The 24,068-nt window shown below is 64.0% G+C and carries 18 protein-coding genes; 10 read left to right on the forward strand and 8 right to left on the reverse strand.

Features of this window, described 5'->3' with window-relative positions:
* Positions 1–20: 20 nt before the first annotated feature.
* Complete coding sequence (locus tag PCA31118_RS06370; RefSeq protein ID WP_174990361.1) at positions 21–3,779, reverse strand: AfsR/SARP family transcriptional regulator; 3,759 nt, start codon at positions 3,777–3,779, stop codon at positions 21–23.
* A gap of 297 nt (positions 3,780–4,076) precedes the next feature.
* On the reverse strand, positions 4,077–5,033 hold the full coding sequence (locus PCA31118_RS06375) for an aliphatic sulfonate ABC transporter substrate-binding protein (RefSeq protein ID WP_150625145.1): 957 nt from the start codon (positions 5,031–5,033) through the stop codon (positions 4,077–4,079).
* Positions 5,034–5,716: 683 nt separating this feature from the next.
* Between PCA31118_RS06375 and PCA31118_RS06380 the strand changes: the two genes are divergently transcribed.
* Both PCA31118_RS06380 and PCA31118_RS06385 read left to right on the forward strand, forming a co-directional pair.
* Complete coding sequence (locus tag PCA31118_RS06380; protein WP_150624123.1) at positions 5,717–7,951, forward strand: TonB-dependent receptor; 2,235 nt, start codon at positions 5,717–5,719, stop codon at positions 7,949–7,951.
* 136 nt (positions 7,952–8,087) lie between these two features.
* Positions 8,088–8,774 carry a Fe2+-dependent dioxygenase gene (locus PCA31118_RS06385; RefSeq protein ID WP_150624125.1) on the forward strand — a complete coding sequence of 229 codons (687 nt, stop codon included), beginning with the start codon at positions 8,088–8,090 and terminating at the stop codon, positions 8,772–8,774.
* A gap of 87 nt (positions 8,775–8,861) precedes the next feature.
* Here PCA31118_RS06385 and PCA31118_RS06390 read toward each other — a convergent pair whose 3' ends face one another.
* Together PCA31118_RS06390 and PCA31118_RS06395 are read right to left on the reverse strand one after the other, a co-directional pair.
* A complete protein-coding gene (locus tag PCA31118_RS06390; protein ID WP_150624127.1) occupies positions 8,862–9,437 on the reverse strand; it encodes a Spy/CpxP family protein refolding chaperone in 576 nt (191 codons plus the stop codon).
* 267 nt (positions 9,438–9,704) lie between these two features.
* Positions 9,705–10,112 carry a DoxX family protein gene (locus PCA31118_RS06395; protein ID WP_044453271.1) on the reverse strand — a complete coding sequence of 136 codons (408 nt, stop codon included), beginning with the start codon at positions 10,110–10,112 and terminating at the stop codon, positions 9,705–9,707.
* Between the two features lie 393 nt (positions 10,113–10,505).
* Here PCA31118_RS06395 and PCA31118_RS06400 point away from each other — a divergent pair, with 393 nt between their 5' ends.
* From PCA31118_RS06400 to PCA31118_RS06410, 3 genes are all read left to right on the forward strand, one after another.
* Positions 10,506–11,093, forward strand: coding sequence for a hypothetical protein (locus PCA31118_RS06400; RefSeq protein ID WP_150624129.1), 588 nt, complete (start codon positions 10,506–10,508; stop codon positions 11,091–11,093).
* 166 nt (positions 11,094–11,259) lie between these two features.
* Complete coding sequence (locus tag PCA31118_RS06405) at positions 11,260–11,661, forward strand: PaaI family thioesterase (RefSeq protein WP_150624131.1); 402 nt, start codon at positions 11,260–11,262, stop codon at positions 11,659–11,661.
* A 27-nt stretch (positions 11,662–11,688) separates the two neighbouring features.
* A complete protein-coding gene (locus PCA31118_RS06410; RefSeq protein WP_150624133.1) occupies positions 11,689–12,552 on the forward strand; it encodes a patatin-like phospholipase family protein in 864 nt (287 codons plus the stop codon).
* Between the two features lie 161 nt (positions 12,553–12,713).
* On the opposite strand, the gene PCA31118_RS06415 is transcribed toward PCA31118_RS06410, so the two are convergent.
* On the reverse strand, positions 12,714–13,724 hold the full coding sequence (locus PCA31118_RS06415) for a D-2-hydroxyacid dehydrogenase family protein (RefSeq protein ID WP_150624135.1): 1,011 nt from the start codon (positions 13,722–13,724) through the stop codon (positions 12,714–12,716).
* Between the two features lie 638 nt (positions 13,725–14,362).
* Here PCA31118_RS06415 and PCA31118_RS06420 point away from each other — a divergent pair.
* The 3 genes from PCA31118_RS06420 (at position 14,363) to PCA31118_RS06430 (ending at position 17,138) form a co-directional block, all read left to right on the forward strand.
* On the forward strand, positions 14,363–16,249 hold the full coding sequence (locus PCA31118_RS06420; RefSeq protein WP_246190109.1) for a phosphoenolpyruvate carboxykinase (GTP): 1,887 nt from the start codon (positions 14,363–14,365) through the stop codon (positions 16,247–16,249).
* 251 nt (positions 16,250–16,500) lie between these two features.
* Complete coding sequence (locus PCA31118_RS06425; protein WP_150624137.1) at positions 16,501–16,701, forward strand: hypothetical protein; 201 nt, start codon at positions 16,501–16,503, stop codon at positions 16,699–16,701.
* 17 nt (positions 16,702–16,718) lie between these two features.
* Complete coding sequence (locus PCA31118_RS06430; RefSeq protein ID WP_150624139.1) at positions 16,719–17,138, forward strand: type II toxin-antitoxin system VapC family toxin; 420 nt, start codon at positions 16,719–16,721, stop codon at positions 17,136–17,138.
* A gap of 24 nt (positions 17,139–17,162) precedes the next feature.
* Here PCA31118_RS06430 and PCA31118_RS06435 read toward each other — a convergent pair whose 3' ends face one another.
* Both PCA31118_RS06435 and PCA31118_RS06440 read right to left on the reverse strand, forming a co-directional pair.
* Positions 17,163–17,795: a response regulator gene (locus PCA31118_RS06435; protein WP_150624141.1), complete on the reverse strand. Its 633-nt coding sequence runs from the start codon at positions 17,793–17,795 to the stop codon at positions 17,163–17,165.
* Positions 17,792–19,177, reverse strand: coding sequence for a cache domain-containing protein (locus PCA31118_RS06440; RefSeq protein ID WP_150624143.1), 1,386 nt, complete (start codon positions 19,175–19,177; stop codon positions 17,792–17,794). Before PCA31118_RS06440 ends, PCA31118_RS06435 begins: the two co-directional genes overlap by 4 nt.
* A 535-nt stretch (positions 19,178–19,712) precedes the next feature.
* Here PCA31118_RS06440 and PCA31118_RS06445 point away from each other — a divergent pair.
* Positions 19,713–21,779, forward strand: coding sequence for a carbon starvation CstA family protein (locus PCA31118_RS06445; RefSeq protein ID WP_150624145.1), 2,067 nt, complete (start codon positions 19,713–19,715; stop codon positions 21,777–21,779).
* A gap of 36 nt (positions 21,780–21,815) precedes the next feature.
* A complete protein-coding gene (locus PCA31118_RS06450; protein ID WP_044453281.1) occupies positions 21,816–22,013 on the forward strand; it encodes a YbdD/YjiX family protein in 198 nt (65 codons plus the stop codon).
* 227 nt (positions 22,014–22,240) lie between these two features.
* Here PCA31118_RS06450 and hemN read toward each other — a convergent pair whose 3' ends face one another.
* A complete protein-coding gene (gene hemN, locus PCA31118_RS06455; RefSeq protein WP_150624147.1) occupies positions 22,241–23,662 on the reverse strand; it encodes an oxygen-independent coproporphyrinogen III oxidase in 1,422 nt (473 codons plus the stop codon).
* Positions 23,663–24,068: the final 406 nt, after the last annotated feature.

Consider the following 24,068-nt stretch of genomic DNA (forward strand, 5'->3'; position numbering starts at 1 on the left):
CACCGACAAGCGCGCTTCCTTCAACTTCCGTAACGTGCCGTTGGCGTGTGACGTGCGGCCACTTCGGCCAACGTGGCGCGCGCTTCCTGCACGTCTGCGAGCGTCTCACCGCCCTGGAGCGCGTCGAGCGCGTCTCGCAGCACCGCCATGCACTCGGCGTCGCTCAGCGAATCCGGGGTATTGCCGCCTCCCAGACGCAGCAGGCTGTGCGCGGCGCGCAGCGTGAGCATTGGCGACGCTTGCGCCCGAGCGACCTGCAAGGCGTGTTCGAGCCACGGTCGCACGGCGTCGCTCGGATGATGTCCTGCCCTGAGGAAGTCGCCCTTCTGGCGCAGGAACTCGGCTTGCCAGTGACCGTCGTTGCGTCGTGCCGACAAGTGGGCGCCGCGCTCGGCGGCATGCAGACCGAGCGCGATATCGCCCGTGCCTGCGCAAGCCTCGACGAGCAGGCCGACGAACATGCCTTCGACGCCTCCCATGATTTCGCTCAGGCGTCCCACGCTATCCGTAATGCGCTCCAGACCGCTCACGTCGCCGCGCGAGGCGAGCGCCCAGCCCCGGATCGTCTGACCGGCGAGCGCCCACAGCGCGACACCGGTCTCCGAGGCCACTTCGGTCGCTTCGCTCGCCAGCGCTTCGGCGGGGGCGACTTCGCGCCGCAGGCGCCGCAACATCGCCGCAAAGACCAAAGCGAACGCGAACGAGTAGCGGCGACCTTGCTGACGGCCCAGTGCGAGTGCCGCTTCGCTGGCGGCGAGTGAGGCGTCGTGCCGGCCCGTGAACCAGTACGCCCAGGAGAGAAACGACAGGCCGGTGATTCGGGCATCTTCCCCCAGGCCGGTGTCGGCATGTTCGGGACGGTAGTGGGCGAGACCCGTTTCCAGCGCCGTGATCGCACCGCCGAAATCGCCATGGCAGCACAGACTATTACCCAGCGCGTAATACGCATGCGCGAGCAACGGCGACGAGCCCGCCTGTTCGGCGATGAGGATGAGCTTGCGCGCCAGTTCGATGCTGCGCTCGAAGTCGCTCCACGAACTGGAGCCGAGCCACAGCCCCCAGTAGACGGGGAAGAGGGTGATGTCGTCGCCCATCGGCTGCGCGAGTGCGAGCGCCGTCTCGAAGTTGTGGCGCGCCGGCTCCGATCCATAGCCGTGCAGCGAGATGAGCGGCACGCCCATCGCCATGCGCAATTGCAGCTCGCGCGGCGCCGTCTGAGCGCTGGTGCCGGTTTGTCGCAGCACGTCGAGGGCGCTCTGATAGTGCGCGCAGGCTTCGCGAAAGGCCTGGCGCCCCGTGGCATATTCGCCCGCGAGACGATAGTGCTCGATGGCGGCATCCGGTTCGTCGGCCTGACGGAAATGCCAGGCGAGGACTTCGGGTTCCGTCTTCACGGACTCGTGGTCGCGCATCGCCAGCGCAATGCGGCGATGCGCGTCCTGACGCCGCTCCTGCGGTTGTGCATCGTAAGCGGCCTTGTGCAATAGCGCGTGACGGAAGACGTAGCGACCCTGGTCGTGACGCTGTACGAGCGCGCAGGCAACGAGTGTGTCGAGGGCGCGTTCGACCAGCGGCATCGAACGACCGCTTGCGGCCGCCAGCAATTCGGCATGGAACTCGTGACCGAGGCACGAGGCGAAGTGCGCCACCGGCTTGGCGCTGCCCGCCGCGTCGATACGCGCCATCATCAGCTCCTGAAGGCTCGCGGGCATGGGCATGGAGGCGACGGCATTGCGTCCGCCTTGCTGCGAGGCGGTGGCCCGGGCGAGTTCCTGAAGGAACAGCGGCACGCCCTCGGCCAGATGCACGATGCGCTCGCGCGTTGCGGCCGGCAGGGCGACGCGCGGAGTCGCGGCCCGCACGATGGAGGCGGCTGCGCCGGCGTCGAGCGGGGCGAGATCGATACGTCGCAAACCCACCGTGTGACGCCACGGCAGCTCAAACTCCGGACGAGCGCCCACGATCAGCAGACGTCCGCCCGGTGCGTTCTCCGCCATGACGGCGAGCAGCTCCTGCGTGGACGGATCGGCCCAATGGGCATCGTCGAGCGTAATGACGCCGCCGTCCGGCAGCAGCGAGGCGAGCAGCGTCGGCGCTTCGTTGAGTACGGCCTGCTTCCACGCGTGCGGCACATTTCCTTCGGCGTGCATATCGAACAATGCGCGCAAGCGACGATGCGCGAGCAGCGCGGGTTGCGGAAGCTGCGACGCCTCCACCGCCGACTGCGAACGCAGCCAGCGTGCAATCGGGTGGAACGGCGTGCCCGCCCCGTCCTGCGCGCAGGCAAGGTCGATCGAGCGCAGTCCGCGCGCCTCGACGAAATGACGAACGAGTGCGGTCTTGCCGATGCCCGCTTCGCCGATGACCAGCGCGAGCACGCCATGACCGGTGCTGGCGTCACGCATGGCCGAGTGGGCGGCGGCGAGTTCGGCGAGGGCGGCGTCGCGGCCGAAAAGCATGGCGGCACGTCGGCGCGAACGTCGCTCGGGCGTGGGATCGGCGTTCACGCGAAAGACCGGAATTTCGCGATTGCCGTGACGCTCGCGCACCGTGCCGTGCGGCGTGGTCGCAATGGCAACGCCGATGAGGCGCTGGGTCGCGTCACAGATCACGACTTCGCCGGGCAGCGCCATGTCGGCCAGCTGCGTGGCTGAGCGCGATACGCGCCCGCCGGTGTCGGGACTGTCGTCGGCGGCCGAACTGATGACGAGGCCGGTGTGAACGCCCACACCGATGCCCACCCGTACCGTGCTGGCTTGCACGCAGCGCATAGCGGCTTCGACGGCGTGACGTCCGGCGCCTTCGAGCGCGGTCGGATAACCGAAGTAGCCGAGCAAGCCTCCGGTGGGCGTTCGCAACGTGTAGCCCCACGATTGCCGCAGAATCGTTTCGCACTGCACGAGGGGCGGGCGCATCATGGCGACGAGCTGATCGGGGTCGTCGACGCCGTTCGGCGCCAGTTCGATGGCTACGACTGTGATCTGGCGACGCTCGGGACCGGTCGCGCGTTGCTCCATGCGTGCGGGCGGCGTCTCGAGCAATTGGGTGAGCGCCTCGCCGGGCAACTCACCGAGTTCTTCGTGCAGGATGTCGCACAGTCGGCGATATTCGGTCTCCGCGTCGTCGCGACGCCCGGCGCGCAGCAGCAGCGCAATCAGGCAGTGCCAGCCGGCTTCGTCGAACGGGGCGAGGGCCACGAGCTGGCGGGCGTGCGCGAGCGCCTGGTCGAGGTCGCCAAGCCGTGCATAACCGTCGGCGAGCAAGCGCTCACCAAAGACCCGGCGGCGCTGATATTCATCGCGTTGCAGCTCGATCCACTGTTCGAGATCCGGCGTGTCGCGCACGGACAATCCGTGCAGGAATGGACCCTGATAGAGCGCGACGGCGTCGGCCAGATGTTGCAGATGCGCGGCGAGATCCAGCCCCGTGACGGCGTCGAGCGTGCGGCTGGCCTGCTCGATCATGCTGGCGAAAACGTGAGCATCGATCCAGAGGCCGGTCTCCGGGCGAAGCCGCACCACCTGACGGTCGGATTCGAAGAGTTCGTCGCCGAGGGTGTCGCGCAGGTGGAACAGCATGCGCTTGAGTTTGTCGCGACCGCCCTGACCGTCTTCATCGGGCCAGAACAGGTCAGCCAGCGCACCGCGCGTGTGATAGCCCGGTTGCAGGGCGAGATAGGCAAGCAGGCCGCGCGCTTTGGTGTACTTCACGGCGCATGCCTGTTTGCCTTGTTCGACCCGCATCGGTCCGAGCAGGTAGAGCGATCTGTTGGCTTGCATTGTCCCTGGACGGCAAATAAGCAAAAACCGGCGAGCGCGCCTGGGCGCTCGCCGGTGCTGCGAATTTCGTGATGTCATCGCGCCAGACCGACGCGTCCGAAGCGCCCGTGCGGCGCACGATACTGCCACCGGGGACGGACTTGCGGCCTAGCTGGCGAGACGCCAAGGCCGTTCCGGGGGGGCTTCGGCCAAATGCTTTAGGTATTACATACCGAAGTATAAACAGGAGTATGAAATTCGTCGGAAATACCTTCAAAAATCATCCGTGATTACCCGTAGGGAAATGCATCTTTTGCGTCATGCCGGTGCTTGCCAGATCGCGGCGTCGGCCGCGTCGACGCGTTTGGGCAACAACCCCGCCTGCGTGAAAACGTCGGCAATGCGTTGCTGCTCGGCAATGGCCTCGCGCACGACCGGCTGCACATCGTAGCTGCGCCGCTTGTTCGCGGCCTCGACGGTGGCGGTGTCCAGCCCCCACACCGGTGCGAGCTGCGTGGCCGCCTCGCGTGGGTTGGTGCGTACCCACTGACCGGTCTCGCGCAGCACACGATAGACCTCGCGCAACACGGCGTCGTGCTCGCGCGCGAAGGCGGGCGTGGCGAGGTAGTAGCGCTGGTAGCCTGCCAGGCCGCGCGCCGTGGTCAGCGTGCGCACCTTGTCCTGACGCTCCACGCTTGCCACGAACGGGTCCCATGTCACCCAGGCATCGACGTTGCCGCTTGCGAAGGCGGCACGCCCGTCGGCAGGTGTCAGATAGGCCGGTTGCACGTCGTTGATTCGTAGCCCGACGCTTTGCAGCGCCGCGATGAGCAAATAGTGCACACCGGCGCCCTTGGTGACGGCAATGCGCTTGCCCTTCAGATCGGCCAGCGTCCTGATCGGCGAATTTTGCGCCACGAGAATCGCCTCCGCATCGGGCGACGGTGTCTCGCGTGCGACGTAAGCAATGCGCGCACCGGCCGCCTGAGCGAACACAGGCACGGTGTCGGCAACGTCTGCCGAGAAGTCGATGCTGCCCACGTTGAGCGCTTCAAGCAATGGCAGTCCGCTCGTGAATTCGTGCCAGGTGAGCGAGACGTTCAGCGGTGCGAGCGCCTGGGCGAGCGTGCCCCGCGTTTTGGCGAGCACGATCAATGTCGACGACTTCTGATAGCCGATACGCAGCGTGAGCGGCGCATTGGCTGCGCGTGCATGGCCGCTCGATGTGAGCGCCGCGCCGACGCCGAAGGCGTTGACCACACCGCCGGCCAGCATGGCGGCGCTGACGCGCGCCAGGAAATGGCGACGCGCAGGGCGGGGCGGGATCGTGTCGGCGGTGCTGGTATCAACGCAGGCGTCGGTGGAGGCGGGCTGGCGAGTCATGAGCGATGGGATGGAAGTGAGAGTGCGTTGGGCGTTGTGCGGTGGCCGTTCGGCGCGTCGCGCCGTCTCGATTTGTATCGCGACGCCCCGCTTCCACGCCAATAAGCGATCCGACTTTGGATAGCGTTGCCGACGTCATATCGATATGCCCCTCGTGCAAACGCTTCGTGCTGTCGGGAACCCTCGATATCGCCTGATGAAACCGGCGAGACGCGCATAAATCGGCGGTTCAGACGGAAATCCGCACTCGCGTTGCGCCTTTGCCTCTAGGGAAAACCCGCAATTCCCCCCGTCGGTTTCGGTTAATAGCGATCCCATGTCGGCAAATCAATCCGAATGCTTTCATTGCCTTACCGACAATGCGCACCGACTTGGTGCCGTCATATTACGGCGTATTACGGAAAGTCTTGGGAATTCAGCATGTTACGAGCATGTGGGCATCTTGTAATGAAAATCATTCCTATTTATATTCGCAGCCCAATTCTTTTCACGTGGGTTTCGCGCTTGTCGATGGCCCGCTCACTTGCTGATTCACCTACTCGCTCAAACGCGGTTCACCCCTTTCCGAACTCATCATGATGCAACGCAAGCCGCTGGCTCTGGCGATGATGGCGCTCTTCGCCGCGCCGCTCGCCGTCACGTACGCAACGCCCGCGACGGCGCAAAGCACCGCGCCCAACGCCGATTCCACTGCGTCCGCCATCGGCGCCACCCCCGCCAGCCCGGCAGCCGCCTTGCCGCAGACCGAGGTCTCCGGCGCGTCGATCCGTGAGGAGTACCAGCGCGACGTGTCCACCGTCGGTGCCAAGGTGCCCACGGCCATCCGTGACATCCCGCAGTCGGTGACCGTCATCGACAAGGCGGTCATGCAGGCGCAGGGCGCGACATCGTTTGCCGATGCACTGCGCAACTCGCCCGCCATCACCCTCGGTGGTGCGGAGGGCGGGCAGATCGGCAACAACATCAACTTGCGCGGTTTCAATGCGCGCACCGACATCTATCTCGATGGCTTTCGCGATCGTGGCCAGTACTATCGCGACACGTTCGATCTCGATGCCATCGAGGTGCTCGAAGGCCCGTCTTCGATGCTCTTCGGGCGTGGCTCGACCGGCGGCGTCATCAATCAGGTGAGCAAACAGGCCAATCTCAAGCCGCTCAACGAAGTGTCGGGCACGATCGGCACGAACGACCGGTATCGCGGTTCGTTCGACTTCAATCGTCCGCTCTCGGACACGGCGGCATTCCGCATCAATGGCTTCGCGCAGGACATCCATACGACGCGCGACGTCATGTACAACCAGGACTGGGGCGTTGCGCCAACGCTCAAGCTGGGTATCGGCACGCCCACGCAGATCACGCTCTCCGCGCTGATCCAGCACAACCGCGACATGGCGGACTACGGTACCGTCGGCTTCAACGGCAACCCGCTGCCGATCTCGAAAAATCAGTTCTACGGCCTGACGACCGATCGCACCGTGCAGGACGTCATGAGCTTTACGGCCAAGATCGAGCACAAGGTCGACGACAGCCTGAAGATCACCAACCAGACGAACTACAGCCGTTACGTGATCGACGCCATCGAAACGTCGGCGCACGCAGTGGGCATTGCCAACGGCAAGGGCGGTTTCACCACCTTGCCCACGGGACCGACCTCGGGCCTTCCGTCGTATTCCCTCGATCAGCTCTTCGTGCAGTTGCAAAGCCATGATCGTCAGATTACCGACACGGCATTGTTCAACCAGACGGACATCGTGAAGACGTTCGAGACGGGGCCGCTCAAACACACGCTGATCGCCGGGGCCGAGTTCGGGCGCGACACCTACGAAAACCAGACGTATCTGCGCACAGGCGCCGGCCAGTCGTCAGGATTTCTCGGCTGGATTCCGGCCAGCAGCACGGCGTACTACGCGAATTTGCCGAACGTCACGACGTCCACCGGTAACTTTGCGCAGGGCTCGGCGGAGACCGTGGCGTTTTACGCGAACGACACGATCGAGCTCAACAAGCACTGGAAAGTCGTGGGCGGCCTGCGCTGGGATCGCTACAAGGCGCAGCTCTCGAACAGCATCAGCGCGCCCGGATACTCGACGCAGACCGTCAACTACACGAGTGTGCGCACCGGACTGATCTATCAACCGAGCGAAGCGCAGTCGTACTACTTCTCCTACGGAACATCGTTCAATCCGTCGCTCGAAGCGCTGACGGTCACCAACAACACCCAAGCGCTGGCGCCGGAGACAAATGAGTCGTTCGAGGTGGGCAGCAAGTGGAATCTGTTCGACGACAACCTGTCGATCAACACCGCGCTCTTTCAGGTGACGAAGCGCAATGCGCGTACGCAGACCGGCACGACCGGCGAGTACACCAACGCAGGCAAGGTTCGCATTCGCGGCGCGGAGTTGAGCGCCACCGGGCATCTCACGTCGAACTGGCAGGTCATGGGCGGCTACATGTTCCTGAACTCGCAGGTCTTACAGGCGAACGACGGAACGCAGGGCAACGTGCTCGCCAACACGCCACGTCACTCGCTCACGCTGTGGTCGACGTACACGCTGGGCCACTGGGAGGTCGGCGGTGGCATGAACTACATGTCGATGCGTTATGCGGCCAACACGAACCTGATTCGCGTAGGTGGCTACACGCGCTGGGACGCCACCGTGGCCTACCATCAGCCCAAGTACGACATCCGCTTCAACCTGCTCAATGTGTTCAACAAGACGTATTGGGACGGGCTGATCCAGTCGGACGGCGGACGCGCCACCCCCGGCATCGGACGCACGGCGTTGCTCACGGGCACGTACCGGTTCTGAGCGCGGCCCCGCGCGAAATGATGCGCAATATGACGCACAATATGACGCCCAATACGGGGCGCGAGACGGTCGGATCACCGCATGCGCGGGATCTGCCGGGTTCGCGCCTCGTGCATTTCCTCGAAGGACGCCGCCAATGCTGCTCCAAATTCCGAATGTCCTGAGCGCCGACCAGGTGCGCTGGGTCCGCGCAAAGCTCGATGCCGCCGGCGACGCCTGGGTCGACGGACTGGCCACGGCGGGCTATCAGGGCGCGCCCGTCAAACAGAACCAGCAGATCGACGAGCGCTCGCCGATTGCGCACGAGCTGGGCGACGTCGTCCTCGGCGCGCTGGAGCGCCATCCACGCTTCATCAGCGCGGCGCTGCCCAACAAGGTCTATGCGCCGATGTTCAATCGCTACGGCGAGGGCATGCACTTCGGCAATCACGTGGACGGCGCGATTCGACTGCAACCGGGCAGCGGCATGCGCATTCGTACCGACATCTCCGCAACGCTGTTTCTCGCCTCGCCGGACGAGTACGACGGCGGGGAACTCGTCATCGAAGATCAGTATGGCGCGCACGCGGTCAAGCTGGCGGCCGGTGACATGGTGCTCTACCCCGCGACGAGCCTGCATCGCGTGAATCCGATCACGCGCGGCGTGCGCGTGGGCTGCTTTTTCTGGGTGCAGAGTCTGGTGCGCGACGACACGCAGCGCACGTTGCTCTTCGACATGGACAATGCCATTCAGCGCCTGAATTCCACCGACGCGGACGAGACGGCGCGGCGCACGCTCGTCGGCTGCTACCATAACCTGCTGCGGGTCTGGAGCGAGACCTGACGCAAAAAAACGCCCGGCCCCCGGTGACGGAGGACGGGCGTTCCACTACATGCCGGGCGGTCGTGCCCGGCGGCGCTGGTCTCGCGCTTATTGTGCCTGGCCGGCCGGTGCCGGTGCCGGAGACGGCGCGGGTGCGGGCGCTCCCTTGTGCATCGAGTCGCGACGCTGCATCGCCTTGTCGTGCCACGCCTTCATCTTGGTCCAGCGTGCCTTGATGGCATTGCTCACGATCGTCTTCTGATCGTTGTTCAGGCCGTTATAAACATTCAACCATGCGTCTTCGGTCTGGCTGCGAAGCTGGCGGTTCTGATCGAACACCTTCTCGCGGGCGGCGCGCATGCCGGCCAGATCGAGGACTTGCTGGTCCTTCGTCTGCGCGATCATCTGGCGGAACTGTTCGCCGTTCTTGCGCATGGCTTCGTGGTTCTGCTTCGACGTCGCCACGGCCTGTTGCCAGGCCTGCTCCTGTTGCCCGTTGAGCTTCAGTTGGTCGTGCAGCTTGCTGATGTTGCCCAGCCCCCAGGGGCCGTGGTCGCCGCGCATGTGGTGCATGGCGGCGTGCGGTCCGGTGGCCGGCGCAGGGGTGTCGGCGGCATGGGCGACACCGAACATCGCGGTAGCGGCAACGATGGCCGACGCAGCGGCGATCTTCAGTTTGCGCATGGTATTGACTCCTATCGATACTGCCGGAATTGGCAGCTTCAGAGTAAGTCATCAGCGCGCCTGAGAAGTTGCAAAGTGCAACGGCTGTATTACCCAGCGTTACCAGCGCCCGCGTTCGCAACATTCGGAAACGACTCGGCCCGCCCTTTGCCAATCCGTCCACGGGTTTGGCAGGGGCGGGCCGTCGGGGCGACGCGCGAGACAGTTCGCGCGTCGCCCGGTTCCCTTTGGCGTTGCTTCGGGGGAGCTGTCAGCGTGCGTTGCCGATCAGTCCCAGGCGCCGCGTCCGCCCGACACGCTGTAACGACCCGCGCCGAAGAGAATCACGCACAGGCCGGTGAACAGGTAGAAGCCTTGCAGCTCCAGCGCCCAGCCGCCGGTCTTCGACAGGTCGCCCAGTTGGCTCAGGTGAACCAGCCCGAACGCCACGATCATGTTGCCGACCACGAGCAGGCCGCCCAGACGGGTGAGGACGCCGAGAATCAGCAGGACCGGGGCGAGCACTTCGCCCAGGTAGGCGCCATAGGCGAGAAACGACGGCAGACCGTGCGACGTGATCATGCCCTCGATGAAGCCGACGCCGTTGATGACTTTGCTGACGCCGTGAAACAGCAGCAGGATACCGAGGGTTAGACGCAGGATCAGTTTGCCGAGATCGTCTCTGGTGCTCTGCATGGTGAAGGCTCCTTCTTGACTCGCTTGTTCGCGTAAGGGGACTGACAGGTAACGGAGTGGCGCGCCTTCGACTCCGCCGAAGCAGGAGACGGCCAGGAGACGAGTCGGGCGTGCCGGCCAAATGGGCACCACTGTATCAAATCGTTACGACGCTGTCTGCGGGTGTCCCAACGATTTCATGGACATAGCGCAAAGCGACCCCGGCGCCCGGATTACAAGCCGTTACTTTTCGGACTGCCGCGTTACACGACGGCTGTCGGCGCGACGTTGGCGGGCTTCGTTAATCCGCATAAGGACGCAGCAATTCGCCGGCAATCCCGCCGGCGGGCCCAGTCCCCCGTCAATCTCGACGAAGCGCAAACGCCGTAAGGCACAAGGCATAAGGATTCCACCATGAACGTTCGTAAAACTCTGATTCTGAGCGCTGTCACCGTGGCCCTCGGCGGTGTGTTCGCCTCGCAGGCTTTCGCTCAGGGCACCGCTGCACAAACGTCGCGCGATGTTCATCAGCAGCAACGTATCGAGAACGGTCTGAAGAGCGGTCAGTTGACGACCAAGGAAGCGTCGAGCCTCGAAAAAGGCGAATCGAAAATCGACAAGATGGAGGCTCACGCCGACAAGACCGGCGACACCGCCGCCCAAAAGGCACGCATCGCCCAGGCGCAGAACAAGGAAAGCGCGAAGATCGATCAGCTCAAGCACAACGATCGCGTGGCGAACCCGACGACCAGGTCATCCGAGCGCATGCAGGCCGACGTGCAGCGTAACGTGAATCAGGAGAAGCGCATCGCTCAGGGGCAGGCGACCGGCACGCTGAACAACAAGCAGGTCGGCAGTCTCGAGAAGGGACAGGCGCATGTCGACGCCGCCGAGGCCAAGGCCGCGCGCAATGGCCATGTCAGCGCGGGCGAGCAAGCCGGCATTGCCCACAAGGAGAACCAGCAGAGCCAGCGCATCCATCAGGAAAAGACGAACGGATAAAACGGACAAGGCGGATAAAGCGGATAAAGGTCTTGCGGCCCCGGTGGCCGCCTGCCGTTTCGTAGCGTTTCGTAGCCCCAGCGCCACCCCTTGCCCGGGTGGCGCTGTGGTTTTGCGGCTATCATCGGCGTCACGATAACGACAGTGGCCATGGAGGCCGGACACAATGGAGCTGGTGCAGGCGCAGAAGATGCTCGAAGAACTCGTATCCCCCTGGGTGCGGCAACTGAATTTGCAGGTCGAAGCCGTCGGGCCCGAGCAAAGCGAGTTGCGATTGCCCTTCGATGCGGCGTTCAAACATGGGGGCGGCGTGATTTGCGGACAGGTGTTCATGGCGGTCGCCGATACGGCCATGGTCGTGGCATTGTCCGCCGCGCTCGGCGGCTTCCAACCGATGACGACGGTCACGCTCAACACGCAATTCATGCGTCCCGTCACGGATGGCGATCTGCGCGTCGTCGCGCGCATTCTGCGTCGCGGCAAGAATCTGGTGTTCGGCGAGATCGAGATTGTCGATGCGTCCGGCAAGATGGCCGTGCATGCGACGACGACTTACGCGCTGCTGTAACGGCGCCATTGTCTGCCGGGGGAGCCGATGTTCGATCAGATCGTATTTGCCGGCGGCGGCAACCGCTGCTGGTGGCAAGCGGGATTCTGGGAGCGGGTCACGCGCGAGATGCCGCTACGCCCGCGAGTGATTACCGGCATTTCGGCCGGCGCGGCGACGGCGTGCATGCTGCACATGCGGGAATCCGGCTGGGTGATGGATTACTACCGGCAGGCGCTCGCCGAGAATCGCAAGAATGCCTATTGGGGCAACCTGCTGCGCGGCGAGCGCGTGTTTCCGCACTACCGCATCTATCGCCAGGCACTGCTCGACATCTACGACGGCCAGCTCGACAAGCTCGCCGCCGGCCCGGAGATTCGCGTGGGCGTGTCGCATATCCCGCGCTGGCTCGGACCCCGCACGGCGACGGCCGCGGGACTGGTCGCTTACAACATCGACAAGCACTGGCGTCGCACACTGCATCCGACGCTTGCCCGCAGCCTCGGGTTTCGTCCCGAATTCGTGCGTGCGCAGGATTGCCGGACGACAGATGAACTGGCCGACCTGATGCTGCAATCGTCCTGCACGCCGCCATTCACGCCGATTTTGCGGCGGGGCGGCCGGGCCGTGCTCGATGGCGGGATGGTCGACAACGTGCCGGTCGACGCGCTCGATGCCACGCCGGGGCAAGTGCTGGTTCTGGTCACACGGCGTTATCCGCGTCCGCAGATCTTCACGCAGCACCATGCGGGGCAGGACCGGCTGTATGTGCAACCGTCCGAGCCCGTACCGATTTCAAGCTGGGATTACACGCGGCCCGAGAGGATGGGGCCGGCCTATGCGCTGGGCAGCAAAGATGGCGAGGCGTTTTTGCGGCATCTGGATTCGATGACGTCGTCGCGCGTCGGCTGATCTGACGACCGTCTCGTCGATTTCGCGCGTCCACCGAGCGGCGCAGCGCATGACCGGCGGATCGCCATGGGGCGGGCGATCCGCGGTTGCACAATGTGCGGTGCGCAGTACACAGAGCGCAGTGCGCCGTGAGAATCAACGACGCAAGTCAGCGATGCAAATCAGCGCCCGAACCCGAGCAATGCGGCCGGATTCGCCACGTGTGAGCGGTCGCCGTTCAGGAAGTTGACGATATTCTCGAACGCCACGCGGAAGTAAAGTTCGTAGCTCTCGCGCTCGACATAGCCGATGTGCGGCGTGCAGACGCAGTTCTCCAGACGCAGCAACGGATTGCCTTGCAGGATCGGCTCGCTCTCGAACACGTCGATGGCGGCCATGCCGGGGCGTCCGCGATTGAGCGCCGTGATCAGCGCGTTCTCTTCGACCAGCTCGGCCCGGCTCGTGTTCACGAACAGCGCGGTCGGCTTCATTTGCAGCAGATCTTCGAGTTTGACGAGGTGACGCGTCTCGTCGTTCAGGCGCAGGTGAAGCGAGAGCACATCGCTCTGCGTGAACAGTTCTTCCTTGCTGTTGGCCACACGCAGGCCGTCGGCGGCGGCCGCATCGCGCGACCCTTCCCGTCCCCACACCATGACTTCCATGCCGAACGCCTTGCCGTACCCGGCGACAAGACGGCCGATCTTGCCGTAACCCCAGAGGCCGAGCGTCTGTCCGCGCAACACCTGACCCAGCCCGAAATTCGGCGGCATGCTCGACGACTTGAGGCCGGACTGCTGCCAGGCGCCGTGCTTGAGGCTGGCGACGTACTGCGGAATCCGGCGCTGGGCGGCCATGATCAGCGCCCACGTCAGCTCGGCCGGGGCGATGGGCGAGCCCACGCCTTCTAGCACCGCCACACCGCGCGCGGTACAGGCGTCGATATCGATGTGATTGCCGGCGCGGCCCGTCTGGCTGATGACGCGCAGGCGCGGCAGCTTGTCGATGAGCTGGGCGGTGATGGCGGTGCGCTCACGCACCAGCACGAGCACTTCGGCTTCGCCGACACGGGCGGCGAGCTGTCCGACACCCTTCACCGTATTGTTGAAGACCTTAACGTCATGACCTGCGAGAAGCGAAAAGCAGTCGAGCTTGCGAACGGCGTCCTGATAGTCGTCGAGAATGGCAATTTTCATGGCAAAACGTAATCGAATCGGCGCGCAACCCGAGGGTGCTGCGTCGACGTAACAATAGTCGGAGGCCGCCGCGGCGGGCGGGCGTACTGGTCGTTGACATGGACGGCGTCAAAGGGAAATGCCGCAGGCAAACCCTTCGCCGGCCTTGTTGCGACGCAGCACCGGCGCAATTTGCGCGGTGGTATGCTGACGCCTCGTTTTGCATAGTATGGCAGGTGTCCTGGCAACCATGGCGAAACCGCCTCAACACGATGGCAAAAAATCGAACCCACCCCGCAAAAGCAAGTCGGACCTGGTGAGCGAGACGCTTGATGCGCACGTATCGGTGCGCGTGTTGCCTTCTGCCTTCCCGCGTGTGCCGCCGTGCGCGTCAGTCGACGCGTCCGGCAAGCACCACGTTCCGTATTTCTCGCGGCCCGGGCCCGCGTGCTCACGTGTGATTTCGACGCGATGTGCCGCCGGCAAGTGCCGGGGCAGTGAGGTCCGTGCGGTATCCCCAACCGAACGGACTGCCCGGCAGCGCAAGGTGTCCCGCGCGTCGCCCCCAAGGTGCCAGCAAAAAAGGACGACCGGTGTTCGCACCCACCGGCGCTTGAACGTCCGCTTCGATTTCTCGACTCTGCATGGAGACAACCCCCATGACCCAAGCTAGTCTGAGCGCCAACGCGCTCAATGCCTCTTCCTCGTCCAATGTCGCCACGCGTGATCTGCCCGGCTGGGTGCGTCATCGCAAGCTGATCGACTGGGTCTCGCACATCGCGGCGATCACCCAGCCCGAGCGTGTCGTCTGGTGCGACGGCTCGCAGGAGGAATACGACCGCCTGTGCGAGCAGATGGTCGCCGCCGGTACGATGAAGCGGCTCAATCCCGCCAAGCGTCCGAATTCGTTCCTCGCGCTGTCCGATCCGTCGGACGTCGCGCGCGTGGAAGACCGCACGTTCATCTGTAGCGAGAAGCGCGAAGACGCCGGCCCGACCAATCACTGGATCGATCCGGCCGAGATGCGCACGACGCTCGACGGTCTGTTTCAGGGCTGCATGCGCGGGCGAACGATGTATGTCGTGCCGTTCTCGATGGGACCGCTCGGCTCGCCGATCGCGCATATCGGCGTGGAGTTGTCCGATACGCCCTACGTGGCAGTGAACATGCGCATCATGACGCGCATGGGACGCGCCGTGTACGACGTGCTGGGCGATAACGGCGAGTTCGTACCGTGCGTGCACACCGTCGGCAAGCCGCTCGCCGCAGGCGAGAAAGACGTGGCCTGGCCGTGCAACGACACGAAGTACATCGTTCACTTCCCGGAAACCCGCGAGATCTGGAGCTACGGTTCGGGCTACGGCGGCAACGCCTTGCTGGGCAAGAAATGCTTTGCGCTGCGTATCGCGTCGAAGATGGGGCGTGACGAAGGCTGGCTCGCCGAGCACATGCTGATCCTCGGCGTGACCTCGCCGCAGGGCAAGAAGTATCACGTTGCGGCGGCATTCCCGTCGGCTTGCGGCAAGACGAACTTCGCGATGCTGATTCCGCCGAAGGGCTTCGAAGGCTGGAAGGTCGAGACCATCGGCGACGACATTGCCTGGATCAAGCCGGGCAAGGACGGCCGTCTGTATGCGATCAATCCGGAAGCCGGCTTCTTCGGCGTGGCGCCGGGCACGAGCCAGAAGACGAACCCGAACGCCCTGGCGACGCTTGGCGAGAACGTGATTTTCACCAACGTTGCGCTCACGGACGACGGCGACGTGTGGTGGGAAGGGCTGACCGACACGCCGCCCGCCCATCTGATCGACTGGCAGGGCAAGGACTGGACGCCGGAGATCGCAAAGGAGACCGGCCGCAAGGCAGCGCATCCGAACTCGCGCTTCACGGCGCCGGCGTCGCAATGCCCGTCGATCGACGCCGACTGGGAGAACCCCGCAGGCGTGGCGATCGACGCGTTCATCTTCGGTGGTCGCCGCTCGACCACCGTGCCGCTGGTCACGGAAGCCCGCGACTGGACCGAAGGCGTCTACATGGCCGCGACCATGGGCTCCGAGACGACGGCTGCGGCAGCGGGTCAGCAGGGGGTGGTACGACGCGATCCGTTCGCGATGCTGCCGTTCTGCGGCTACAACATGGCGGACTACTTCCAGCACTGGCTCGATACCGGCGCGCACCTCGAGAAGACGGGTGCGACGTTGCCGAAGATTTACTGCGTGAACTGGTTCCGCAAGGGGGCGGACGGCAAGTTCGTGTGGCCGGGATTCGGTGAAAACATGCGCGTGCTGGCATGGATGCTCGGCCGGATCGACGGCACGGCACAGGGCGTGGAAAACGCGTTCGGCATCACCCCGCGTTACGAAGATCTGAACTGGAACGGACTGTCGTTTACACCGGCGCAGTTCGACGACGTGACGTCGATGGACGACGCGTCGTGGCATGAGGAACTCAAGCTTCACGCCGAGTTGTTCGACACGCTCAAGCATCATCTGCCGCAAGCGCTGCTCGACACGAAGGCGGACATCGAGCGACGCCTGAAGTCCTGAGGACGCCGTGAGCTGTCCGATGCTGCAATGATGTTGCGCTGATCGCGTATCGTTGCCGTACACGTCACGATCCCGCCGGGGAATCCCCCCGGCGGGATTTTTTATTGTCTTGTGAACCTTCCGAAAGGCAGGTGGAGCAAGGCCGCTGCCGGTTTTCGAAAGTCCTCCGGTGCTAGCATTTCTCTCGTCGTTCGCATGTTCATTTCGAACGACGGCTTATGTTTTGAGCACTGAGGAGATGCGCCATGCACATGATGTTGATCGAAGGAATCGACGAGCAATTGATGCGCTCGATCGAGTCGAGGGCGGCGAAGGCCGGCATGACGCCCGAGGAAGAGGTCCTGCGGGTGCTGAGCGATTTTGCACGGACGCCGAGATTCATCGACATTGGAGACGCCATTCTGAACTTCCCCAACGTCGGGCTGGACAGCGATTTCGAGCGAGCAAATTGACGAGACCACCCGACCGAATGTATTTGCTCGACACAAACGTGATCAGCGAGTGCCGGAAGCAGGGGGGAGGCGATGCCGGCGTACAACGATTTCTTCGCGACACGACGCGTCACGCCATTCCGCGCTTCCTTTCAGTGGTCACCCTCGGGGAATTGCGGCGCGGCGCCTTATTGCTCCGCTATCGCAATGACTTACGTCAGGCAGCCTTGCTGGACAACTGGGTGGAGACGGTGCGTGGCGACTTTCTTGAGAGAATCCTCCCGATCGATCTGCGCATTTGCGATGCGTGGGCGAGAATGCGCGTGCCGCAGCGACAGGATCCCATCGACAAACTCATCGCGGCGACCGCCCTGGTGCACAAACTCGTTGTCGTGACGCGCAATGTGAAAGATTTTTCCAGTGCCGGGGTTGAGGTGTACAACCCGTTTAATCAGTAGATAGGCGACGAAACACCTGAGGTCCTACAGTCGGTTCTCCACCGCAAACTTGATCAGTTCGGCTTGTCCTTCGATGCCGAGCTTGCGTTTGATGTTGAGTCGATGGGTCTCGACGGTGCGTACCGAAAGGTCCATTTCCGTCGCGATCTGCTTGTTCGCCAGACCCTGCGCGATACGCGTGAGGATTTCACGCTCGCGCGGCGTGAGCGAATCGATGGGCGCGTGCGAAGTCGATGCCTGCACGACACGCGCGGCAATGGCGGCGCTGTAATACGCCTCGCCGCGTGCGACCCGTTCGATGGCGGTCACGATTTCGTGGGCAGGCGCATCCTTGAGCACGTAGCCGCGCGCGCCGGCGCGCACTGCCTGACGCACATATTCCGCGTTGTCGTGCATCGAGAGGATCAGCACCGCGATGTGCGGAAACTGGTCGCGGAACTGCGCCGTCAGCTCGATACCATTCGTGCCGCGCATGCTGATGTCCATGAGCGCGAGATCGGGGGACGACGTTCTGGCGCGTGTCAGCGCCTCGTCTGCGTTGCCTGCCTCGCCCACGACCTGCAAGTTGGGGGAGGCGTCGAACCGGGCGCGCAGCCCGTCGCGCACGAGTGGATGATCGTCGATCAGCAGGAGTCGGATGGGGTGAATGTGCGTCATTTGCGGGATGTTGCGCGAAGCGCCGCTTTCACAGCGGCGGGCGTGAGCGGCACCCACGCACTGATGGTCGTGAGGCCAGGCCACGATTGAATGCCGAGAGCGCCACCTACGGCATCGAGACGCTCGCGCATGTTGCGCAAGCCGATACCGTGACGCGGGTCGTGATGCACGTCGGTGACGTCGAACCCCCGTCCGTCGTCGGCGATCGACAGGTGAATGCCGTCGGATTTGAAGATGAGCAAAATGGACACACGCGAGGCATGCGCATGGCGCTCGATGTTCGTGAGGGCTTCCTGAGCAATGCGATAAAGCATCGTCTTGATGTTGTCGTCGAGCGCCGGGGCCTCGCCTTCGACATTCATCTCGACCGGCAGGCCGGCGTGCGAGCCGAATTCCCGCGCGAGTTGATCGATGGCCGCGGCCAGACCCAGATCGTCGAGCATGGCGGGGCGCAACGCTTGCGAGATTCGCCGCACTTCACCGAGCGTGCCGTTCAGGCGTTCGATGGCCACGCCGAGGGTGGTGCTGGCGGCGGCAGGTGAGCCCGGCAGACGCATCGAGGCGGATTCGAGCAGCAGTTTGACGGACACGAGGAGTTGACTGATGCCGTCGTGCAGTTCGCGTGAGATGCGTGAGCGCTCCAGCTCCTGCGACTCGACCACCTGTCGGGCAAGCTGGCGCAGTTTCGCGTCGGCCGTCTTGAGTTCGGTGATGTTCACGACAAGGCCGCACAGGCCGACGATGGCGAGGCAGGACGAGGCGATGAGCGTGATCCATACCAACGTGCGGTCGATGTTCGACTGGGCGCGCTCGTCGGACGCACGTAGTGTCATCTGCACGTCGTCGAGATAAATGCCCGTGCCGATCATCCAGTTCCAGCGGGGTAACGCGATGACGTAGCCGAGCTTCGGCGTCATCTGCTGAAGCGACGGTTTCTCCCAGGCGTACTGAACATAGCCGCCGCCCCCGCGCGCCGCGGCGATCAAACGCTGAATGGTGGGGGCGCCCGATTCGTCCTTGAGCGACCAGAGGTTGTGGCCGACGAGTTCGGGCTGCCGCGGGTGCATGAGGCTGCGCCCGTCGAGATCGTAGACGAAGAAGTAGCCGTCCTTGCCGAACTCCATGCGCGCGAGCGTGGCGAGCGCCGCTTCACGGGCGGCGGGCGTGTCGGGGCCGTTGTAGAGCGGTTCGATGGCGTTGCGCGCCAGGCCGACGTAATGCAGCAGCTCGGCCCGCTTGTTGGCCAGCGATGTGGTCTCTACGGCTTCGTGCTGCGCGCGCGAAAGCTCGTTACCTTGATGTCGTACGGCCAGCGCGATGGCAATCATCGCCAACGCAACCGGCAGCAGCGACAAGACGAAAAATTTCTGTCGGAGATTCATGGCGTTCGGACACCCTGCAATGCCGCGTTTCGCTGGTTTCGGGCACTTGCACTACGTAATAGCACGTAGTGAACCTGCGTAGTTCCGCGCTTGTGGCGCGGCGGGCAAACGCCAATACTACACGCCGAATCGTGGCCGGGGCTGCGCAGTGTAACGCGTGCGCCGCCGGACGGAGTCATGACCTCATGGTCCGACGCGAGAGGTTCGCGTCGTCGTATGCCGCAGTTCGGGCAGGCGCCGCCGGCGTTCGCTGTCATCGCGCCCCCGCAAGAGGGGCCGGTGGGGCGGGTCGCGACGGGCGGTGACGGAAGGCGACGGAAGGCGACCGTCGGCCGCGATTCAGGATGGACCAAAAACGGACCCAGGACGTACGCATGACGTACGCATAACGAACGCGACGCGGCGCTTGACGCGCGCGTAACGGAAAAACGGCGGGTCCGAGACGCTCACACGGCGTCACACCAAGAGGCGGGACAGTGCTGCAACGGCGCCGTCCCGGGTTGCTGCCTTAAGCAGGCAGTTCCGAGGAGAGACAATGAATCGCATCTGGCAACAACTGCCCTGGGCAGCGGTGGCCGTCGTCGGCGCGTGCGCGCTCGGCACGGTGGCTCTATCGCGCGGCGAAACCGTTAGCGCACTCTGGATCGTAATCGCAGCCATCTGCGTTTATCTGATCGCCTATCGTTTCTACAGCAAGTTCATCGCGACGCGCGTGGCCCAGCTCGACGGCACACGCATGACGCCGGCATGGCGTCATAACGACGGTCTGGACTATGTGCCGACCAATCGCTACGTGCTGTTCGGTCACCACTTCGCCGCGATTGCCGGCGCCGGTCCGCTGGTGGGGCCCGTGCTTGCCGCGCAGATGGGCTACCTGCCCGGCATGCTGTGGATTCTCGCGGGCGTGGTGTTTGCCGGCGCCGTGCAGGACTTCATGGTGCTGTTCATCTCCACGCGTCGCGACGGTCGCTCGCTGGGCGACCTCGTGAAGGCCGAGCTGGGCATGGTCCCCGGCGTGATTGCCTTGTTCGGGGCGTTCCTCATCATGATCATCATCCTCGCCGTGCTGGCGCTGATCGTGGTCAAGGCGCTCACCGGTTCGCCGTGGGGTACGTTCACCGTTGGGCTGACGATTCCGATCGCGCTGTTCATGGGTGTCTACACGCGCTTCATTCGTCCGGGCCGCATCGGCGAAGTGTCGATCATCGGCTTCGTCATGCTCATGGCCGCGATCTACTTCGGCCAGAGCGTGCACGACAGCGCTGCACTGGCACCGCTGTTCACGTTCGATGGCAAACAACTCACGTGGATGCTGATCGGCTATGGTTTCGTCGCGTCGGTGTTGCCGGTGTGGCTGCTTCTCGCGCCCCGCGACTATCTGTCGACCTTCCTGAAGATCGGCACGATTCTCGCGCTGGCCATCGGCATTCTGGTGGTCGCGCCTGAACTCAAGATGCCTGCGCTCACGCAATTCGTGGACGGCAGCGGTCCGGTCTGGTCGGGTAAGTTGTTCCCGTTCCTCTTCATCACGATTGCATGCGGCGCCGTCTCCGGCTTCCACGCGCTGATCTCGTCGGGCACCACGCCCAAGCTGCTCGATAACGAAGTCAACGCGCGCTTCATCGGCTACGGCGGCATGCTGATGGAATCGTTCGTGGCCATCATGGCGTTGGTCGCGGCGTCCGTGATCGACCCGGGCGTGTACTTCGCCATGAACAGCCCTGCCGCCGTGATCGGCACGACGCCGGAAGCGGTGGCGCAAGTCGTCTCCGGCTGGGGCTTCACGATCACGCCGGACGTGCTGAGCGCCACGGCGCGCGCCGTCGGCGAGAACACGATCATCTCGCGTGCCGGCGGTGCACCGACGCTCGCCGTTGGCATGGCGCACATCCTTCACCAGGTGGTGGGGGGCGAGGCGATGATGGCGTTCTGGTATCACTTTGCGATTCTGTTCGAAGCGCTGTTCATCCTGACCGCCGTCGACGCAGGTACGCGCGCCGGCCGCTTCATGCTGCAGGATCTGCTGGGTACGTTCGTGCCGTCGCTCAAGCGCACCGAATCGTTGCCCGCCAACCTGATTGCCACCGCACTGTGCGTGGCGGCATGGGGTTACTTCCTGTATCAAGGCGTGGTCGATCCGTTGGGTGGTATCAATACGCTTTGGCCGCTGTTCGGTATCTCGAACCAGATGCTTGCCGCCATTGCGCTGATTCTGGCGACCTGCGTGCTCTTCAAGCTCAAGCGTGAGCGCTTCGCCTGGGTGACCATTCTGCCCACGCTGTGGCTGCTCGCCTGTACCCTCACAGCGGGCTGGCAGAAGATGTTCGATCCGGATCCGAAGGTCGGCTTCCTTGCGCACGCGGCGAAGTATCAGGCGGCGCTCGCAGACGGCAAGTTGCTCGCCCCGGCCAAGTCGGCGGCACAGATGCAGCAGATCGTGTTCAACGACTATGTGGACGCCACGCTCGCCGGTGTGTTCATGTTCGTGGTGGTGTCGGTCGCCGTGTTCGGTTTGCGCACGATCCTCGTCGCACGCCGCAACAACAAGCCGACGGCCAAGGAAACGCCGTTCGAGCCGATGCCTGCGGGTCAGCGCGTCTGACGCGCCGCACGCAGCAATCGCTCACAGGAGTCGCTCATGCTCGATGAAGTCGGTAAGGTCGGTCGCTATTTGGGGCAGGCCATGCGCCTGATGGTCGGTCTGCCCGATTACGACACGTATGTGGCGCATATGCAGGCCACGCACCCGGATCAGCCCGTCATGAGCTACGAAGCGTTTTTCCGAGAAAGGCAGGAAGCGCGCTACGGTGGCAAGAGCGGTGGACGCTGCTGTTGATTGAGGTTCAACGACGTTATCGACGGTCCGTCGATCCCCGTCGATTCCTCGTTGATTCCTCGTTGATTCCTCGTTGATTCCCGCTGATGACGTCGGGAATGAAGAACGCCCGGTGGAGACCCCACCGGGCGTTTTGCTTACATGGCGACGCGCCGTCGTCCCGCCGTCCCGCCGTCCCGCCGTCCCGCCGTCCCGCCGTCACAACGTCACAACGCCAATCGATCCCGTTACATGACCTTTGCGCAGCGCGCGTTGGCCGCACTGCGACGATAGGCGTCGAATACCTGCGCGACGACACGCACCAGCAGCCGTCCGGGCGGCAGGACACGCAGGCCATGCGCATCGACGGCAACGAGGCCATCTGCGACCAGATCGGCCATTTCCCCCAACTCGCCTGCAAAGTACGAGACGAAGTCGATGTCGTGCGCCTGCTCGATGCTGCTGAACTCGAGTGCCATATGGCACATCAGGCGTGAGATGACGTCGCGCCGGATGTGGTCGTCCTGGTTCAACCGCACGCCGCGCGCAATGGCGAGGCCGCCCGCGTCGATAGCGTCGTAATACGTTTTCAGTGTCTTTGCGTTTTGGGCGTAGCTGTCGCCGATCCGTCCGATGGCCGACATGCCGACGCCGATGAGATCGCAATCGGCGCGCGTGCTGTAGCCCTGGAAATTGCGGTGCAGCGTACCGGCCGCCTGTGCGAGTGCGAGTTCGTCGTCGGGGCGCGCAAAGTGGTCCATGCCGATGTAGACATAACCGGCGGCCGTCAGCCGCGCGACGATCGTCTGGAGCAGCCCGGCTTTTTGCGGTCCGTCCGGCAGCGCATCGGGCAAGCAACGTTGCATCTTGAACTGCTGCGGCAAGTGCGCGTAGCTGAAGACCGACAGGCGCTCCGGCGCCATTTCGATCACGGCGTCGAGCGTGTTGGAGAACGATTCGGGCGTTTGATGCGGCAACCCGTAAATCAGATCGAAATTTACGGACTTGAACCCGCAACTGCGCGCCGCGTCGAGCGTCGCCTCGACCAATCCGCGCGGCTGCACGCGGTGAATGGCCTCCTGGACGCGCGGATCGAAATCCTGCACGCCGATCGACAGGCGATTGAAACCGAGCGCCCGCAGCGCACGGATCGATGCCGGGCCCGCGCTGCGCGGATCGATCTCAATGGCGTATTCGGCGCTGTCGTCGTGCGACATGACGAACTGACGGCCGATGGCGTCGATGAGCGAAGTGATCTGTTCGAGCGAGAGAAAGGTCGGGGTGCCGCCGCCCCAGTGCATCTGGGCGAGTGCGCGGCCCGCACCGAGCAGCGACGCCTGTCTCGCGATCTCGGCGTGAAGCCGTTGTACGTAGGCATCGGCGTGCGCGCGGTTGTTCGTGACGATCTTGGTGCACGCGCAGTAGAAGCACACCGTGTCGCAGAACGGTACGTGAAGGTATAGCGAAACCGGTTTGCCGGTGCGTTTGGATTGCGCGGCGGCGCGCGCGTAGTCGCTTGCCCCGAAGTCGTCGCGAAACTGGAGTGCCGTGGGATACGACGTATAGCGTGGGCCGCTGATGTCGTAGCGACTGAGCAGATGCGCGTCGATGGCGAGCGGGTCGTCCGGCGCATTGGCGCAAGGCGTCGGCAGAATGGGGATGGGATTCATCACGAAGCGTGTAACAGTCGGTGATATTCGACTGTATCCGCGCCGCGAACGGCACGTCGTGACCTGCGTCAAACAGCCGGCGCGCGGCATGCATGCAGCGCGAGCGCGGCACGATGCGTTGTGTCATTGCGCAAAATTCGTCATCGACAGCGAATTTGTGCGTTGACGTGCGCATGCGACACGGCAGCCATGCGTCAAAATCGTTGCCGCGGCAGGCAAATTTTCGTCGCCTACGGTAAGCTAGCGCCTAATTGAAGTCCCCCGCCGTGTCGACAGCCCTGGCGGCACGCGCGAGGCTCGCCCCGGAACCGCCGGGACGGCGGTCCGACCGGTGTCCGCGGGTATCCGCAGTGCCGGTACCTAGCCGGTCCGCCCATACTCGTTTTTGCCGGAACGACGCGGCACA

This window comes from Pandoraea captiosa (assembly GCF_902459775.1).
GTDB lineage: Bacteria > Pseudomonadota > Gammaproteobacteria > Burkholderiales > Burkholderiaceae > Pandoraea > Pandoraea captiosa.